A 17,036-nucleotide genomic window follows, 5' to 3' on the forward strand; every position below is an offset into this window, starting at 1 on the left:
ACAATTTTATTAATATTACCGTTATTACTAATGGCTAACCTCTAGTTCGTAAAATCGAACCTTGGCATAAGCACCTTTATCTCTAGACTGGAAATAATTACCAGCTTTAAAATAATTCTCGAATACTCCCCAACGTTGCATATGAACACTTTCATACACTTTGTATTCGTTTCCGTTGAGAATAATCACCATTTTCCCTTCTGAAATTTGAACTTCTAAAGTAAATTTTCTAAAACCTACTTCTTGTTCGAAGTTAAATCCTTCATCATCATCCCAGGCATCTTCATGCAAAATTTCTTCATTTGAAGCTGCAATGTTTTTCAACACTTTTGTTTTTACTCTTACCTTCCCGTTTTGCCAATAAATTTTCAAAATTGGAGGTGCATTATTATCATCTTCACCAATTAAATCACGCTGTTCATTACTTAACCGCCCATGAATTTGCATGATTATGGTTTTATGATATTTGCCTTTGGAATCTTTTGAAATTTCATCCATGGCAATGACACCCTTCATATTACCGCCATCTTTAAAAGTCCAGTTCGCATTGTTATCTCCTGGAACCATTTGCTCTCTTAGCTCAGATCTGGTATACTTCGTGTTTTTTGTTGTCGATTCTGTAGGCATGGCGTGAAACACAATAGCCCCTTTTGTAGAATCGATATACATATAAGGTTTTGCAACCTCGTTACTTGCAAAATCTAAAATCTCTGGCGGTTCAATTTCATAAGGCTTTCCTTTTTCATTAAGCACTGGTAGGGTTACTTTCCAATGACTTAAATCGATATCTGGAAGCTTTACTTTTTTCCGTTTTTTCTTCTTTTTTTTAGATTTTTTTTCTGTTTTAGCTTTAGTATCTGTATCGCTACTTGTCTTTTCTTGACAAGTAGCGTTTACAGATATGAAAACTATAAGTAATAATCCTAAAATTTCAGTTCTAAAATTTTTCATATATACTATTATTTATAGTTTTTAATTGATTTTACACTAAAATCCAGGAGTGATGATGTCTATGTTATCATAAAACACTTCATTACTAGAGTCAACTGCATTTATAGCTCTTACATAAATTACAACAATGTCACTTGACGCTTTAAACGTAAATGTATTTGTAGTAAAAGTATCATTGCTTGCTGAAGATTTATCAGGATTGTAATCGTTAGTGATTACATAATAAGCATCAGATTCAGACATTGGATCTGCATCAATTCCAGCTTCTGTAGTAATCTCATTATTTAAAATAAAGATTTCAGAATTTATGCCAGGAGCTTCAGATCTAGAATCAATTGTAAAGGTATATTCCACTCCAGGCTCAACTTTAAGCAATTGATACAATCTACGACAAGGCTCATAAAGTTTAAGACCTCTAGTTTTTGCGCCATTAACATAGTTCCCATCACTAGTAGAACCAGGCTGTTCATTAGTACAAAAATTATCATCAATATAAGTATTTAATGCCCCGTTATTCCATAAAGCTTGATATGGACTTGGAATTTCACCTAAATTATCGTCTACTACTGTCGCACCAGGTGTCATATCCCAAGCATCAGCGTTATCTCCTGTATTCCCAATGTATTCATCACCTGTTCCATTAAGCACAATAGCTTTAAATGTAGGTTGAACACCTCCAACAGGCACAAAATATGAAACACTTTTAGCAACACCTTCAATATTAGTTGTCGTTAAAGTAACCTCATAAGTTCCTGCGGCAGCATAAGTATGAGAAGGATTTAATTCCGTTGATGAGTTACCATCACCAAAATCCCAAGCGTGAGTTTCTGCCAAAATTGAAGCATCTGTAAATTGTACTTGTAAACCAGTTACATTTTCAAATGTAAAATCTGGAACAGTAGATAGTACTAAACCTTCAACTTTTTGAGATACAGAATACGTATCACCAGCAAAATTTGTAGCAGTTAAAACAACATCATAAGGACCAACATCTTTATACGTATGAATTGGACTGAAACTAGGATCGTTTTCAGTATCTTCATTAGACCATTCGGTAGAACTACCATCACCAAAATCCCATACTAAAGACTCGGCTCCAGATGTAGCATTGGTAAAAGTTACTTGTGTATCTTCCACGGCAAAGGTAAAACCAACTGATATTGGACCTACTTGAGTAGAATCCTTAGCAATTAACCCATCTGAGCTAGTAGTGGTTAATTTTACATCATACAGACCTCCTTCAGTATAAGTATAATTAGGGTTAGCCTCATCCGAAGTATTACCATCTCCAAACTCCCACAAATAAGAAGCAGCATCGGTAGAATAGCTTCTAAATATAACAGTTAATTGGTCATCTGCATCTAAACTGGTAGTAAACTGAGTACTCGGCTGAATGTTATTCACATTCCCAGAAGGCGGAACAAAAGGTTCGTGTCCATCGTCATAACAAGACACTATCCCCAACGCCACAAAAATCAGTACAAGCGTACTTTTTGTGTGTTTTTTAATTAAATTATAAATCATAATAGTTTAGTTTTTATTGTTTTACTGAAATCTCAAAAGCGTCTAATCTGTATTCATCACCTGAATTAGTTGCAAAAATAATCACAGATTCATTTGTTCCTGCTTCAAAAGTGATGGCATGTTTCTTAAACACATCAGCTACTCTTCCTTCATTAGTTTCTGTTCTAGAAGCAACAATATTACTAGCTAATAAAGATTCTGCATAAGAAGATGTATTAGGTGTAAGAATTGATAAAGTCATTTCACCTGGGTTATCTAAGTTAAACGCTGTAAAATATGTAATTACATAAGTAGCTCCTGGTGTAACATCAATTTCTTGATAAGCAACTCTGTCACCTCCTGATGGAAATTTAGCTGATTGATAGCCTTCTGGTACAGATCCTAACTCTGAATTAGAGTTAATTTGGGGTACAGTAGTACCACCACCAAGAGGACTCCAAGCAGAATTACTAGGCACTCTCCATGAATCTCTACCATCACCTGTTCCATCGAATAAATCATTATCTTCGAATCCTGCTTCTGAAATTTCAGGAACTGCTACCGTTGGTATAGCTTGAGCAACAGTAATCGTTTTAAGAGTTTCATCCGATTTCCCTAGGTTATCTGTCACTTTTAAAGTTACATCGTAAACACCTGGTCCTGGAAATCCAAATATGACTTCACGATCTTGCAAAGTTGCTGGAGGCAAATTTGCAATTTGTTCGTTATAAAAAGCAATAAGAGCAATAGTTTCTTCACTACGAGAAGCTTCTGCTTCAGCTTTTTGCGCCTCTAATTTTATTACTTCCTGTTCCATTACTGCCTTTTTAGCAGGGTCTGATTCACAAGGAATTTTAAATTCTAATTTATCAATTTCAGACTGAATACCAACAACAGTAGCATCAGCAGCATCAATACTTTGTTCTAAAATTGGTAACTCTTTATTAATAAGTACCAAACCGGTATCTGGAGTCACCGTCCAATCATATTGTGTACCATTTACAGCTAAATTTGTTCCAGCTTGGAAAAAATAATCATAATTGGCAGATAACTCCACATCATTACAATCGAACTCCGAAGAAGACACATCGCTAAAACTATAAAAAGGTGTTGGACCTGTTTTATCTTCTAAATCTCCAACTTCTGGTAAATCATCATTAACACAAGATGCAAAAGATAACAATGCACCTGCTGCGATATACCTTAAATTAAACAAATATTTTTTCATAATTTTTAAGTTTTTAGTATCCATCATTTTGATCGTAAAAATTAGGTAAGTTATCTCTCTCTCTTTGTGGGAAAGGAAGGTATTTCTTTGGGCTTGTGTAGAATAAACTATTATCATCAGAGAACTTCTGTAAAACTTTATCAGCTTCACCAAAACGAATTAAATCGTATAAACGTTGATTTTCGTAAACAAATTCAACTCTTCTCTCGTCTAATAAGGCTTGCTTAGTAACTTCAACTTCTGGATCTAAACCAGCTCTCTCACGGACTTCATTAAAAGCAGCTACAGCTCTAGAATCCGTTGTGCTATTATTTCCAGCTAAAATAGCTTCAGTATATAACAATAACACATCGGCATATCTTAAAACAATCCAGTCGTTATCGCCAATTTCACCTGGCGTAGGGAACTTAGCGTTAAAAGTGTCGTTTGTTGGAATGGTAGGATTATAAGACAAAGGATCAATACTTCCATAAAATCTTACTGGTTGTAACTCTGGCGTCATCACAGATAAGAAATCTAAAGTAGCAATGTTTATACCATTAGATGGTCCTTGTAAAGTCATTGCAAAACTGAAAGATTCTGAATCGGTTTGTACTTGACTGTTTAAATCACTATCACTAGTTACGTAATTATCACTTAATGCTAAATCATAAGCAATTGCGAAAATTACCTCATCGTTAATCTCACGTGCAGGGCTGTTAACCCACGCTCCATCTGGCACACCGTCTGTAAAGCCATTGCTATCTAATGCGTTACCAAATACATGTCCATAATTATCAATTAATTTAGCATAATGATCAAATATTGGAATGTTCTCATTAGGTGTTGTAATTATACGGTAATCGTACGAATCACTATTATCAACAACAGAAGCTAGTAGTAACTCAGCTTCAGAATAATTAGGAGTTGGTTGACTTAAATAAGCTTTAGCTGTTAAACAAATAGCTGCACCTGCTGAAGGGCGGTATCTATTTTGTTCTACTCCACTTAAATAAGCAATTGAAGTTTTAAAATCTTCAATAATTTTAGCATAAACTTCTGCTTCAGGTAATTGAGGATAATCTAAAGCTTCATCTTTAGTAACATCTAAAACCTTATCGATATAAGGGATATTTTGATAAGCTCTCACTAAATTAAAGTGAGCTAAAGCACGCATAAAGTAAGCTTCTCCTACTGCATATTGATATTTTTCTGGTGCAAGAAAACGGTTATCTATAATTGTATTTGCGTGTTTTATTACTGCGTAGTTATTAGAGTAATATGTAGCAACATCACCATTATTTGGGTCGATATCGAAAGCGTTGAAATCGGGATAATTTCCGTTTTCTGAATTAGCTCTCACGTTATCCGACCTAAGTTCTGTTAATAAGTATTCATTAGCTGGAACTTTTTGATAAGCATCAAGCACTCCATTTGCTAAAAATTCGAACCCATTCTCGGTTTCTAACAGCTCTTCAATTGAAAGCGCCGTAGGATTTGTTAAGTCAAGTTCTTCAGCACAACCCGTTAATAAAGCAGCGACTGAAAAACAAGCTATAATGTTTTTATATATCTTTTTCATAATTAATTAAAAATTAAAGTTAATCCCTGCTGAAATTGTTTTTATTACTGGACCATCACCTCTTTGGTAACCTGCTGTTAATGGTGTATTCGCATTATCAGATGTTTGACCAGCAGCCTCTGGGTTAAACCCTTCGTAATCTGCAGCAGTAAAGAATAATAAATTCTCACCTGTTAGATATAATCTTAATTTGTCAATATTATACTTTGAAGTAAATGATTCTGGTATTGTATAACCAAATGTTATATTTCTTAAAGCAACAAAAGAAGCGTCTTGAATATGATCATCAGTATATCTTCTATGCACTAACAAATCTCTATCAACAAAATTTGAAACCGCATTTACAGCAGACTCACTAGCATAATACATTTGATCTAAATCTGCAACTCTAACTTCACCACCGTGAGACCCTTGGAATTGGAATCCAAAATCTAAGTTTTTATAAACTAATTCTGAATTTACACCCCACATAAAATCAGGATATGGATTACCTAATTCAGTTCTATCATCGCCATCAATAATACCATCGCCATTTAAATCTTTTACGTATACGTGAGCATAATCATTATTAAATCTATTAAATGGATTATCTACCCATTCTAAAGGCATCTCTTTTTCATAAACCCAACCATAAAACGATGTTATAGGCTGACCAACGCGAGCAATAAATTCTGTAGGTCTAGTGTCTTGATCAATTCTTGAAAGAATCTGATCGTTATTACCTAAACTAACAACTTCGTTTCTGTTTAAAGAAAAGTTACCCGAAGCTTTCCAACTTAAGTTTTCTGAAGTATAAATTCGTGAACCTACTTCAATTTCAACACCTTCATTTTTAACCTCTCCAATATTTTGAAGCCAGTTATCAGCGCCATATACTCCTGAAACAGGTGCGAATAAGATTAAGTCTTTACTACTTCTAGTATAATAATCTACACCTAACGTAAATAGGTTTCGTCCAAAAGTAACATCAAGACCAGGGTTAAACTCTACCAATTGCTCCCAACCTAAATCTTGATTTGCAAGAGTTATAGCTTTTACACCAGATAAACCTTGATAACTTACTGTACTGAATGACTCTTCAAATCGGTAAAGTGAATTAAAAATATTATTGTCAATTTCGTTAGAACCAGAAACACCATAACTCGCTCTAATTTTTAAGAAACTAATAACATCGCTATTAGACAAGAAATCCTCTTTTGAAAGAATCCAACCTGCAGAAGCTGCTGGAAAAAACCCAAATCTTGTGTTGGTACCAAATCTTGTACTACCATCAGTACGCGCTGAAACTTGTAATAAATATTTTTCGTCATAGTTGTAATCAACTCTTCCAAAATAAGACACTAACTTATCCATACCGTTATCAGTATAGGAAATACCTCCGTCTGCAATAGCAATATTATTATTAAAATCATTAGTGTAGCCTACAGCTTCTGTTTGCTGATAATAGAAATGTCTTTCTGTATATTCAAAACCAAGTACAGAGTTGAAATTATGTTTTCCAAAACTCCTATTGTATTTAAGAAGTGACTCAATGGCATATTGATTCATTTCATCTCTACTTTCAAGACGAAATGCCTCTTGATCTCTATTTTCTTGACCGTATAAATAATCGTTGTTATTATTTTTACCATTTCTGAAAACACCTGAAATCGACTGTCTGAAGTTAAGCCCTTTTGCTAATTTGAAATCCATATATGCAGAAGTATTTAAATTCAGCTTTCTTTTTATACGGTCTCTTTCCAAATAATGAACTAAAGGGTGTACGTTTTTAGTTGTAGATAAAGTTAAACCTCCAGAAGTTAAAGGACTAACAGTTGGAAGCCCTGTAACTGGATCTCTATTAATAGCTCTAGGGTTGTTTGGATCTTGTGTAAAAACGTGATCGAAAGCTCTAGAGAAACCATAGCTTCCCACACCGATATTTTCGAACTGTTTTCCAGCATCCCCTGGATCCCCTTGTGTTATATACTTCATATGCTCTTCATTTAAATAAAGAGGCAAATGACCATATTGTCTTAAAGGATCGGTAAATCTTGTAGGTACTCTTTTTTGGTCATTATAGTTTGCACTAATATTGGCTCCAAACTTAATTTTCTTATTTTTAGATTTACTATCAATCTTGATTCTTGCATTAAATTTCTGGAAATTGTCTCCTAAAACAACACCTTCATCTTCAAGATAACCAATAGACCCCGTATAACTTGTTAACTCTGTACCACCTCTAACAGCTAAAGAGTGACTCGTAATAACACCTCCGTTAAAAATCTCATCTTGCCAGTTTTGTTCGCCATCACCTAATGATGCAATAAAGTCCATAGCCTCAAGCTCTGCATAAGCTGTATCATAATACCTATTAATATCAGCATATCTTGGACTCGTAATTGGAATAGCAGCAACTTCTCCTGCTAAACTATTTAACCTCGAACGCTCTTGAGCAATTGTTGTGTTGAAATTGTCATTATTCTTAGTAAACTTATATCCCGTAAACGTGTTATACGAGAATTTAGTTTGACCAACAATTCCTTCTTTTAATGTTACTAAAATAACACCATTCGCACCACGAGAACCGTAGATAGCTACCGAAGAAGCATCTTTTAAAACACTTAAAGACTCAATATTGTTATTATCGATAGAGCCTAAAATATCTGGATCGGTACCTATTACCACACCATCAATAACAATAAGTGGTGCAGATGAACCAGTAATAGAACCCGGCCCTCTTAACGTAATTTTTGGGTCACCACCAGCCTCTGAAGATGTCGTTTGAATTCTCAAACCGGCAACTTTACCTTGTAGTGCGTTTTCAACACGAGCCACAGAACGATCTTGAATATCTTTAGCATCAACTTTGGTTAAAGCACTAGTAATATCTTTCTCCTTTTGATCACCATAACCAATTACAACAACTTCATCAAGTTGATCAATATCTTCAACTAGCGTAATATTTAAAGTCGCTTTACCGTCTACTAGTTTAGTTTGTGTTACAAAACCAAGGTAAGAGAACTGCAAAGCCTCTCCTTCGTTTACCGTTATTTCGTAACGCCCATCAAAATCTGTACTTGTTCCTCTTGTAGTATTAAGAATAATTACATTTACACCTGGAATTGGAATACCATCGGTAGCCGATACGACTTCACCTTTCAGGACCGTTCCATTTTGTGCAATTGCTGTTATACTAAAGAGTAGTATAACAACTAAAATTAGTTTGTTTTTTACTTTCATAATTAGTGTTTTTGTTCAAAAAGTATAGTTAACTATGCTCCAGATCGTTAGAGCTAGAGACAATTTTTTTTACCACTACTTAACATAAGCACTATTACAAAAGCAAATTATTACTAACTTTGTAAGTTCATGCTTGTTATTAAATGATGGCGTGAATTCTACGTTACTTCCCTCCTAAAAGAAGTAAGCAGTTAAGAAGGATGGGCGTGCACCCGTCCTTTTTTTTACATTAAAATCATAATATTAACATTAGTTTTTTGGAGAAGATTATACATTAAATTTAGTTTTTTTAGTTATTATTTTTTTTGGGAAACCAAATTGGTTGACCAAATTGGTTTCCCAAATATATGTTAAATTACTGTTACCGCAAAATATTTTTAAATTTTAACAGTTTTAGCGCTTAAAATCCTCACAGACATAGCTCATTATATCGATAAAAACACTTTTTATAAACCAACCTTGTACTTTTATTATAGGTTGATAAATGGATAAAACAATCACATTTTAGTGTTTTCTACACATAAGCAAAAGCTTATTAATTGATCATTTAAAATATTTCTATACAACTTCTTTTAATACCTTTATTTAAAATAATAGGCTCCAGTCCACTGAATATTTTCACCTTCTATATTTAGATTATGACTAGCTGTTTTTGAAGCATCTCCATTTGACACTATAAGTGTTTTAACAGCTCCATTTAAATCTTTTATACTTAAAGCCGTATAATCATTATCGTTATAAATCACTTTTAATTCTGAAATATTACTTTTTGAATTCACAGCAAATTCTGAAACCGGACTATACCCTCCATGCGATTCTATAACCGATGCAAAAACTGTGTTTTTAACCGGTTTCTTTCTAATCATAAAAGCGGCTTCTCTTCTTAAGTTGAACTCAGGATCGTTGGCTCCTATTCTTGTAAAAAATAAATCATCTTGTTTATCGGTTACAGTTGTTAAGGTGTAAAAACGCCCCAAATTAAGCCAAGTCAGTTGTGCATTATCATTATTTGCCTTGCCTTCACCTTCAACAAAAAGATGCTGATAACCATTTTTAGCGCCTAAAGGTTTTAATGTTGATGGCGTATTGTATTTAAAATTGGTTTCCATTACATGTCCCATAAAATAATAAGGAAAATCATATTGATTCGCTTTATCGGAAGTCACGCTCATGAGGTCTACCACATAAGGTTTTTCAAAACCCGCAGATGTAATCACTGCCATGGTACGATGCAAAACAGTTCCTGGATAAGCATTAGCTTCGGTAGCACTTACAATTTTAATGTTGTCGTTATCGAAATCGTAAAAGCTTAAGTCAGAATGGTGCTTCATACCAATTTCATATTTACCTTGAAAATGGCTAGTTTCATTTTGAATTACGGTATTATGTGCAATACTTTGTTTTGCCCAAGTGGTGTTTTCTTTTAAATAATTACCACCGCCTTTTTGCTCGATATTAACAAAACGCGCTAAACCATAATCTTGAATGACTTCATCGCCATCTTCATATAATGAAAAAGACAGTTTATCATAATGCCCGTGGCTTAAACCTTGTGCTGCATATTTAAAAACCACTTCAATATCGTTGTCTCTTAAAATTGCAACACCCCCTTGTTTACCATCGGGACCATCGGTTAAATTAATAGACTTTTTTTCAAAAGGTTTTGCTTTACCATTTTTAATCCCTAGCGCTACTGCTAAACCAGCATCGTCTAAGAGTACGCGTTCTTGCTTTTCGGCAATACTTAATAATCCAGGATTTTTATCGCCATGGTGGTATGCAATATCTACGGCTGTAACTAATTCTTTGGAATAGTATGACATGCCTTTTTGCCCATCATTTAGCGGGAAAAAATCGCCATCGGCATCGGAAAGATTTAATAAAGCAGAAACCGACTTTAGTAAAACACCATCTTTATACTCGAAAATTTTAAGTTCTGGCTTAACATTATTTAAGGCTTCAGCAAAAATTAAAAAAGGATACATGGCGTAACGCTGGTAATAAGGCCCTTCGGTGTAATAACCATCTGGCGAAAATGGCTCTTCTAAATTGGCTAAAAAACCAGCTTTACCATCTTCATTTTTTATAAAACCACCATCATTATCTTTGGCGTTCGCATCCAATCCATCATTTTCTAGACCATAAAGTGCACGATGTAATAACTCGGCATCATCCATAACCAAGGCGATCATTCCTACAGCGGCATTTCCCCAAGTACTATGGTTGTGTACACGGTTATAAAATTGCGGATTATCAATAGAAATATAATCGGCAAAGGGTCTAAACAAATTGGTTTCTAGTTTTTCACGTTCTTCAGCCGATAAATAATCGTAAACACAATCGTAAGCCTGACTAACATAAACCAACCAATTTGAGTCGTTTAAACATTGCCAAAACAATTTACCACGTGCATAAGAACGTGTTTGTGGATGCACAGGCAAATCTTTATAAATAGCCTCGTATCCAAAAAGCATGTCTTTTACATAAATGGCATATTTTTCATCTTGTAAAATCTGATATAACAACCCCGCTTTTTCTAATATTAAAAAGTTTCGTTTATGGCGTGCGTGCGTATAGCCACCTGAAAAGTCTTTTGGCACAGGAATTTGAATACCCAAAGCTATTTCGGCATCAACTTCTTCTTTAGTCGCAGCCAAAGAAGCATCGAAAATTGGAATATTTCCCAATTCTTTTCTGATTTGCTCTACGCCAGATTTGGTTAAAATTAGTTTAGGATGATCTCCTGAGTGACTAATTTCCTTTTCTTTTACAGGACTTTCTGATTGCTCTTTACATGACAACATAAAGCCTATAAAAAAAAGACTTAAAATAGAAACAGTTGATATTTTACTTTTTAATTTCATTCGTTATTTATTAGAAATTTTGCTGAAATCTACTTGGGCAGATTCTTTAAATCATTAAAGTGAACAGGAGTAGTTTTGATACATCCTGAACAAAAACCAAATTGGTTTACCAGATTGGTTGTCCAAATATACAAATATTTCTTACATCGACCAAAAAAGCATAAAACCTGATGCCTTTTTCGGTCTATGTAAATTAGTCATTAATTAAAAGCAAACAAATAAAACATAGTTAAATTTCTGATTTACACCTATTTAAATAATAATTACGATTATTAAAACATATAAAAAAAACAAGTTTAAAAATGCTTTATAGGAGTTACAAACTGAAAATTACCGACTCAATAAAGAAAGAATATTCGTTCGTGATTTTTACTGGTAAACCAGAAATGAATCCGATGAAATTCTTGATTATGTAGTTTTATTTAAAAAAATCAAAGTTTTTTCCTTCGTTATATTGCTTTTGAAATGCGTTTGCTTTTGAGTATTATTTCGAAGGATTCATCAGCATCAAAAACATTTTAGTTCCATCAATAAAACACAACAGTTTTATGGCTAGTTTTTAATCATTCTATTAAAAAATAGCATCATAAATGCCTAAAAATTCAATTTTTACTCCCTTTCTGAGACAAGTTAATCATCGAAAAAACGCATTAAGACAATTCTTACTCACAAAAAAAGGTTTTGCATAAATCCGAAGATAAACACAAAACCTAAAAATGTATTCGATTATACTTTTAAAGATTAATACATAAGTTTCATCTCTAAATTCTCTTGAACTTTAATTTCGCCAGAATTGATTAAAGTATTATTTGATTCCTCGTTATTTTTAGCGCCCCATAATACGGACACAAATTTAACTGGATTGTTTTTAAAAGTGTTTCCTGTAATATTTACATTCACAATACCTCTATGATTTAAAAGGGTTTTATTAGCTTCATACTGACCACAGTTGGTAAATGTACTGTTTGAAACTAATAGGTTTCCTCCAATAGTAGACTCATCATAACCCCCTCTATAATAATCAACCACATTTTGTTTAATTGCATTAAATGTACAATCTGTAATGGTTAAATATTCGGTGTTGTAATCGCCTTTATCATTTGTTTCTTCCGATAATTCGATACCATTTTCGCAATTAGCAAAACTTGTTTTTTCGAAAGTAACGGTTTCTGCATAAGACTCTTTATAGGCTTTTAAAATGTATGCAAAATCGCTGATATCGCTATTTGAAACCGTTAAACCAAAATGGTTCGACATGTTTTCTTTAAGCGTTGCGAAAGCATAATTTTCGTTATTTCCTTTTAAAACAATATTATTTAAAGTTAAAAGTCCTTTAGGATTTAACTCAAACGCTGGTGAAGCTCCTGCTCGAGAAAAAACAATTTCTGCTTTATTGTTAGCATCAGATTGGATGGTGATTGTTTTAGCAATTTTTAAAGTTGTGTTTAATTGATAAACACCTTTATTTAAAGTAATAATATCACCTGACTGGGCAGCATCAATTTTTTGCTGAAGTTCTTCAACCGTAGAAACCGTATGCGTTGTTGCCTCTTTAACTTCAACAACATTAGAATACCAATCGGTTCCGTATTTCGATTTATCCAAAATATTTGGGTTGGCAACATCTGGGTTTACAACCGCTCCAATGGTATTATTATTGGCTCTAGAATTGCCGAATAAATCGGTAGTAATGGTATTAAAATCGAAACCTTCATAAGGCACTACAGAACTTGGTACCCCTGTTGGAATTATAATATTATCCGATATTTTTTTCAACTCTAACGAAGCTGCTTCAATACCGCCATCAAAATTATTAAAGACCACGCCTTGATTATCGATAACGTTGCTTTTAAAAATTACGCCATCGGCTTTATCATGCTCGAAAACAGGATAATCATCGCCTACCTCATTATATATAATGTTATTGGCTAAAGTTGTTCTAATGGCTCTTGCAGATCTGATTTCAGAAGCAGGCAATACATCTTTCTGACTGATATTTGTACCCACTCCAAATTGCCAAGGTGAATCGCAATTAACATAAGTATTATACGCCACGACAACATCTGTAACTTGGTTGTATCTGTTTTGAGGTGATTTATGAATACCATTCATCACCGCTAAAGCACTTCTAAAACTAGCCCCTTTTATGTTGAAAAAATAGTTGTTTGTAACCCAGTGTCCTGAATTTATAATACGAATTCCGCCAACATTTGTGTTGCCACTATCGTTAATAAAATAATTACCATCGATAATACAATAGTTTCCGTGTCTGGTTACTAAAGATCCTTCGCTGTTATAAAACACATTATTTCTAAACTCGTTAAAATTGGTTTTACTTGAAATAATTTCAACTTCACCATTACACTCTTCAAACAGGTTGTTTTTTACCATGGTATAACTTGGTGCCATAGAGGTAAAACTATTTCCTATTTGGATGGTTTCGGCACTTGCCCCCCCTTTTCTAGGACGTGGACCAAAATGATTGTTTACAATTTGGTGGTAATTATTCATGCTTTCAATGCCCTCAAGATTCACACGTACTGTTGGACCACGATTGGTTTTCCCAGCGATGTAACAGTGCTCTAGCACGTTGTGTCTTCCCCAAAACTGTACCCATAAATCGGTTTCATCGCGGTGTAATTGGTTAAAATCTTCTATAACACAATTGATGACTTTACAGTTAAAAGCAATTTCTTCTTCGTTAATTCTAAAATCGATAACAGAGCTGCTTGGTGAATGACCATTTTTAAAATGTAAACCTTCAACAACCAAAAACTCGCCACCTAATTTTAAATACGATTCGCCTTCAATAGAAACTTTTCCAGCTGTTTCTGCTTTTAAAACAATAGGTTGTTCTTTAGTACCTTTAGCCCTGAACTTAATTTGAACATCTTTCCATACGCCGTTTGATAAAACGATAACATCGCCTGGTGCCGCTTTATCTAACGCTGTATTAAGTTCTTCCTTATTAGTTACTTTTGAAGCTAATACTCCCGAAGACTTTTCTTTACAGCCTACAGTTAAAAACAAAACTGCTAAAACCAATAAAGCTTGTTTTTTTAATTTAAGCGGTACGCTATTAATTTGTTTCTTTTTCATTCTTATTTAATTATAGTTTATTCTTTTGTAAAAACACAATCAACAAGTTATTAATTACCAGCTGTTTACACAACTGTTTCCATATAAATAATAAAAAGGGATTATAAATATTATCCTAGAACACAAATAAGGCGATCTATTTAAATATTATATCCCAACTTCATTTAATACAAAAAAAGCCTTTTATTTTACTAAAAGGCCTTTTTATAACTAAACAACTACTTATTGAACTACTAATTTTCTACTTAGCGTTCTACCACTAACCTCAATTTTAAGAAGATAAACTCCTTTATTTAAGCTAGACAAATCAATTACGCTACTACTACTAAATTGATTGTTTTGATAAACATTTTTACCTAACAGATTGTAAATACTTACTGCTGAGATTTCAATGTTTTTAGATTTTATATTTAAAATGTCTTTTACTGGATTTGGATAGATTGCGAATTCTGAAGCAAAATGATCATCAACAGAAGCTGTAGCATCTTCATAAAGCATGAAATTGTCATAAAACACTTCATAACTACTACTAATTGCTTGAGGAGCTCTACCATAAATAACGACTTTACTAGCTGTAGCAGTAAAAGTTAATGAATTATTAGTAAAAGTATTAGTTGTCTCATCACCTTTACTTGAATTAAAATCGTTAGTAATATGTAAATACCCATCAACCATAGTTCCATCATGCGAAAGTGCATCTTCACTAGTAATTTCTTGATTTAACATAAAAAACTCAGTATTAACATTTTCAGCTTCAGACCTAGAGTCTACCGAAAAAACATACTGTTTACCTGGAGTCACAGCTACTACTTGATACAAACGACGACTAGATTCACCCAATTTAATACCTCTAGTTTTAACACCATTTTGGTAAGTTCCATCACTGGTTGATCCCGGCTGCTCACTGTCATCACCATAAAAACTTTCTAACCAGGCATCCAAATCACCATTGTCCCAAAGTGCTTTATATGGACTAGCAGTCCCCCCATCTACCGAACTAGGCGGTGTCATATCAAATGTATCAGCATTATCATTGACATCAACTGTATGCGCATCTAAATCTCCATTTATAACAAGGTTCGTTTGAGCTCCCGCATTGTTAAAGCACATTGCGCAAGCAAAAAGCGCGCTAAATGCATAAGATTTTTTGTTTAAAAGTAATTTTGTTTTCATAAAATTTAGTTTTAGTGTTAATTTTTAGTTTTTCGTTTGGAAAACCAAATTGGTTTACCAAACTGGTGTTCCAAATATAGGTATAAATTCGAGTCCTCCAAATTTTTATATGTTAAAATTTGATTTTAGTAGAATAAAAACAAAAAAGTAGTATAAAATTGAGTCTGGAAATCAGTACTATATTATATAGGTTTCTAACGACTTAATGAAATGAGTTTGTTTTAATGAAATATTGTAATCCTAAAGTTTTTATACACCATATATATAATGAAGAAAATTTTAACTTTTAAATACGGTTTCAGTTCCTTTAGTTAATTCTAGGTGTTTCCCTTTTCCCCTTAACTCGTATAAGGTATTTTTATACCAAATGCCCGAGCCCGTACGTAGCCGTTGTAGTTTTAATGTTTTACCTTCAAATTTTAAAATAACATAACCTTTGGTGTTATTAAAAAACATTTCTAAAACATTGCCGTTTTTGTCAAGCACCTTGCTTGTAACAATTTCATCGGTGGCTTTTTCTAAGATTTGAGACTGTGTTGTTTCTGTTGCTTCTTTTTCATGAAATACACAAGTGTTTAAACTAAACCCTATAAATAGGTATAATAAGTATGCTTGACTTTTCATTTTTGAAAGCGTTCTAACTTCACTTCTTGTAAAGTTAAAAAATTAAAACTGATTAAAAAAGCATAAAATATTAATAATCAATTATTTACATATTATTTTTTTCATTTTAAGAAGCGAATCTAAACCCAATTGAAACAAAGTCATGGTTAGTAAATCCTGAAGATTATTAAGCTCTGAAACATCCATGGCGAAACTTATTTGCGGATTTGGACCTTCTAATAAAAATAATTCGGAAGTATTAGTCTTGGCGCCATCAGCAAAAGATTGGGTTTTAATTAAGGCGCGCTCAATGTTTTTAGAAAACTGAATAAGTTCCTGCTGATTTAAAAATAAACCTGTGTTTTTAAATACTAATTGTACTTTATTAAAGTCTTTTGCAGCGCTTCTTTTCCATTGAAAAGCAATTCCAAAATCGTTATAACAAATAGTATTTATATCGTCCATGCTTATTAGTTTAAAATAAACATGTAGTCAATATCAGTAATATCCAAATGGGCTGAAAACACATCGGTTTTAATCCCCGAAAAAAGCCTTTTTAACTCGTATATTTCTTGCCGTTTAAACATTAAAACCAGATTGTTTTGCATGGAAGGAATGGGTATTTTCCGCTTTACCTTGGCACAGGCATACTTATGTTCCCAATAGTCAATTTCAATAGTATTCAAGTAGTTTTTAAACTGCATGAATTCATTTTTATTGAGTTCCAGATAGATATTATTGAATTCCAAATGATAAACCTGACATTTAATACACAAGGATAATTCGCCACTTTTAACTTTCGATAATACTTTAATATGATTGTTACACATAG

At 33.3% G+C, this 17,036-nt stretch carries 11 protein-coding genes; all 11 read right to left on the minus strand.

From position 1 onward, the window contains the following. Nucleotides 1-27 precede the first annotated feature (27 nt). The 11 genes from H6X70_RS06535 to H6X70_RS06585 all read right to left on the minus strand — a co-directional run bounded on the left by H6X70_RS06535 (nt 28) and on the right by H6X70_RS06585 (nt 17,034). A complete protein-coding gene (locus H6X70_RS06535; protein WP_194766874.1) occupies nt 28-951 on the minus strand; it encodes a polysaccharide lyase family 7 protein in 924 nt (307 codons plus the stop codon). Between the two features lie 36 nt (nt 952-987). Beyond that, nucleotides 988-2,475, minus strand: a complete 1,488-nt coding sequence (locus H6X70_RS06540; protein WP_194766875.1) for a PKD domain-containing protein — start codon at nt 2,473-2,475, stop codon at nt 988-990. Between the two features lie 13 nt (nt 2,476-2,488). Continuing rightward, entirely contained in the window at nt 2,489-3,682 is a 1,194-nt protein-coding gene (locus H6X70_RS06545; RefSeq protein ID WP_228530289.1) for a PKD domain-containing protein, read from the minus strand. A gap of 13 nt (nt 3,683-3,695) precedes the next feature. After that, a complete protein-coding gene (locus H6X70_RS06550; protein WP_194766876.1) occupies nt 3,696-5,243 on the minus strand; it encodes a RagB/SusD family nutrient uptake outer membrane protein in 1,548 nt (515 codons plus the stop codon). 6 nt (nt 5,244-5,249) lie between these two features. After that, complete coding sequence (locus H6X70_RS06555) at nt 5,250-8,465, minus strand: SusC/RagA family TonB-linked outer membrane protein (protein WP_194766877.1); 3,216 nt, start codon at nt 8,463-8,465, stop codon at nt 5,250-5,252. Nucleotides 8,466-9,046: 581 nt separating this feature from the next. Then, the gene (locus H6X70_RS06560) at nt 9,047-11,329 is read right to left on the minus strand and encodes an alginate lyase family protein (RefSeq protein WP_194766878.1); all 2,283 of its coding nucleotides are present in this window, start codon (nt 11,327-11,329) and stop codon (nt 9,047-9,049) included. A gap of 741 nt (nt 11,330-12,070) precedes the next feature. Beyond that, nucleotides 12,071-14,428, minus strand: a complete 2,358-nt coding sequence (locus H6X70_RS06565) for a chondroitinase-B domain-containing protein (RefSeq protein WP_194766879.1) — start codon at nt 14,426-14,428, stop codon at nt 12,071-12,073. Between the two features lie 222 nt (nt 14,429-14,650). Further along, a complete protein-coding gene (locus H6X70_RS06570) occupies nt 14,651-15,601 on the minus strand; it encodes a T9SS type A sorting domain-containing protein (protein WP_194766880.1) in 951 nt (316 codons plus the stop codon). A 279-nt stretch (nt 15,602-15,880) separates the two neighbouring features. Continuing rightward, the gene (locus H6X70_RS06575; protein WP_194766881.1) at nt 15,881-16,225 is read right to left on the minus strand and encodes an MliC family protein; all 345 of its coding nucleotides are present in this window, start codon (nt 16,223-16,225) and stop codon (nt 15,881-15,883) included. An 81-nt stretch (nt 16,226-16,306) separates the two neighbouring features. Then, a complete protein-coding gene (locus tag H6X70_RS06580; RefSeq protein WP_228530290.1) occupies nt 16,307-16,669 on the minus strand; it encodes a hypothetical protein in 363 nt (120 codons plus the stop codon). A gap of 5 nt (nt 16,670-16,674) precedes the next feature. After that, on the minus strand, nt 16,675-17,034 hold the full coding sequence (locus tag H6X70_RS06585) for a DUF6686 family protein (RefSeq protein ID WP_194766882.1): 360 nt from the start codon (nt 17,032-17,034) through the stop codon (nt 16,675-16,677). Nucleotides 17,035-17,036 lie beyond the last annotated feature (2 nt).

The organism is Tamlana sp. I1 (genome assembly GCF_015355625.1).
Classification (GTDB): domain Bacteria; phylum Bacteroidota; class Bacteroidia; order Flavobacteriales; family Flavobacteriaceae; genus Pseudotamlana.

Coding starts and splice junctions, on each gene's coding strand:
- H6X70_RS06535 (WP_194766874.1), bottom strand. CDS start 951: ATGAAAAATTTTAGAACTGAAATTTTAGGATTATTACTTATAGTTTTC.
- H6X70_RS06540 (WP_194766875.1), bottom strand. CDS start 2,475: ATGATTTATAATTTAATTAAAAAACACACAAAAAGTACGCTTGTACTG.
- H6X70_RS06545 (WP_228530289.1), bottom strand. CDS start 3,682: ATGAAAAAATATTTGTTTAATTTAAGGTATATCGCAGCAGGTGCATTG.
- H6X70_RS06550 (WP_194766876.1), bottom strand. CDS start 5,243: ATGAAAAAGATATATAAAAACATTATAGCTTGTTTTTCAGTCGCTGCT.
- H6X70_RS06555 (WP_194766877.1), bottom strand. CDS start 8,465: ATGAAAGTAAAAAACAAACTAATTTTAGTTGTTATACTACTCTTTAGT.
- H6X70_RS06560 (WP_194766878.1), bottom strand. CDS start 11,329: ATGAAATTAAAAAGTAAAATATCAACTGTTTCTATTTTAAGTCTTTTT.
- H6X70_RS06565 (WP_194766879.1), bottom strand. CDS start 14,428: ATGAAAAAGAAACAAATTAATAGCGTACCGCTTAAATTAAAAAAACAA.
- H6X70_RS06570 (WP_194766880.1), bottom strand. CDS start 15,601: ATGAAAACAAAATTACTTTTAAACAAAAAATCTTATGCATTTAGCGCG.
- H6X70_RS06575 (WP_194766881.1), bottom strand. CDS start 16,225: ATGAAAAGTCAAGCATACTTATTATACCTATTTATAGGGTTTAGTTTA.
- H6X70_RS06580 (WP_228530290.1), bottom strand. CDS start 16,669: ATGGACGATATAAATACTATTTGTTATAACGATTTTGGAATTGCTTTT.
- H6X70_RS06585 (WP_194766882.1), bottom strand. CDS start 17,034: ATGTGTAACAATCATATTAAAGTATTATCGAAAGTTAAAAGTGGCGAA.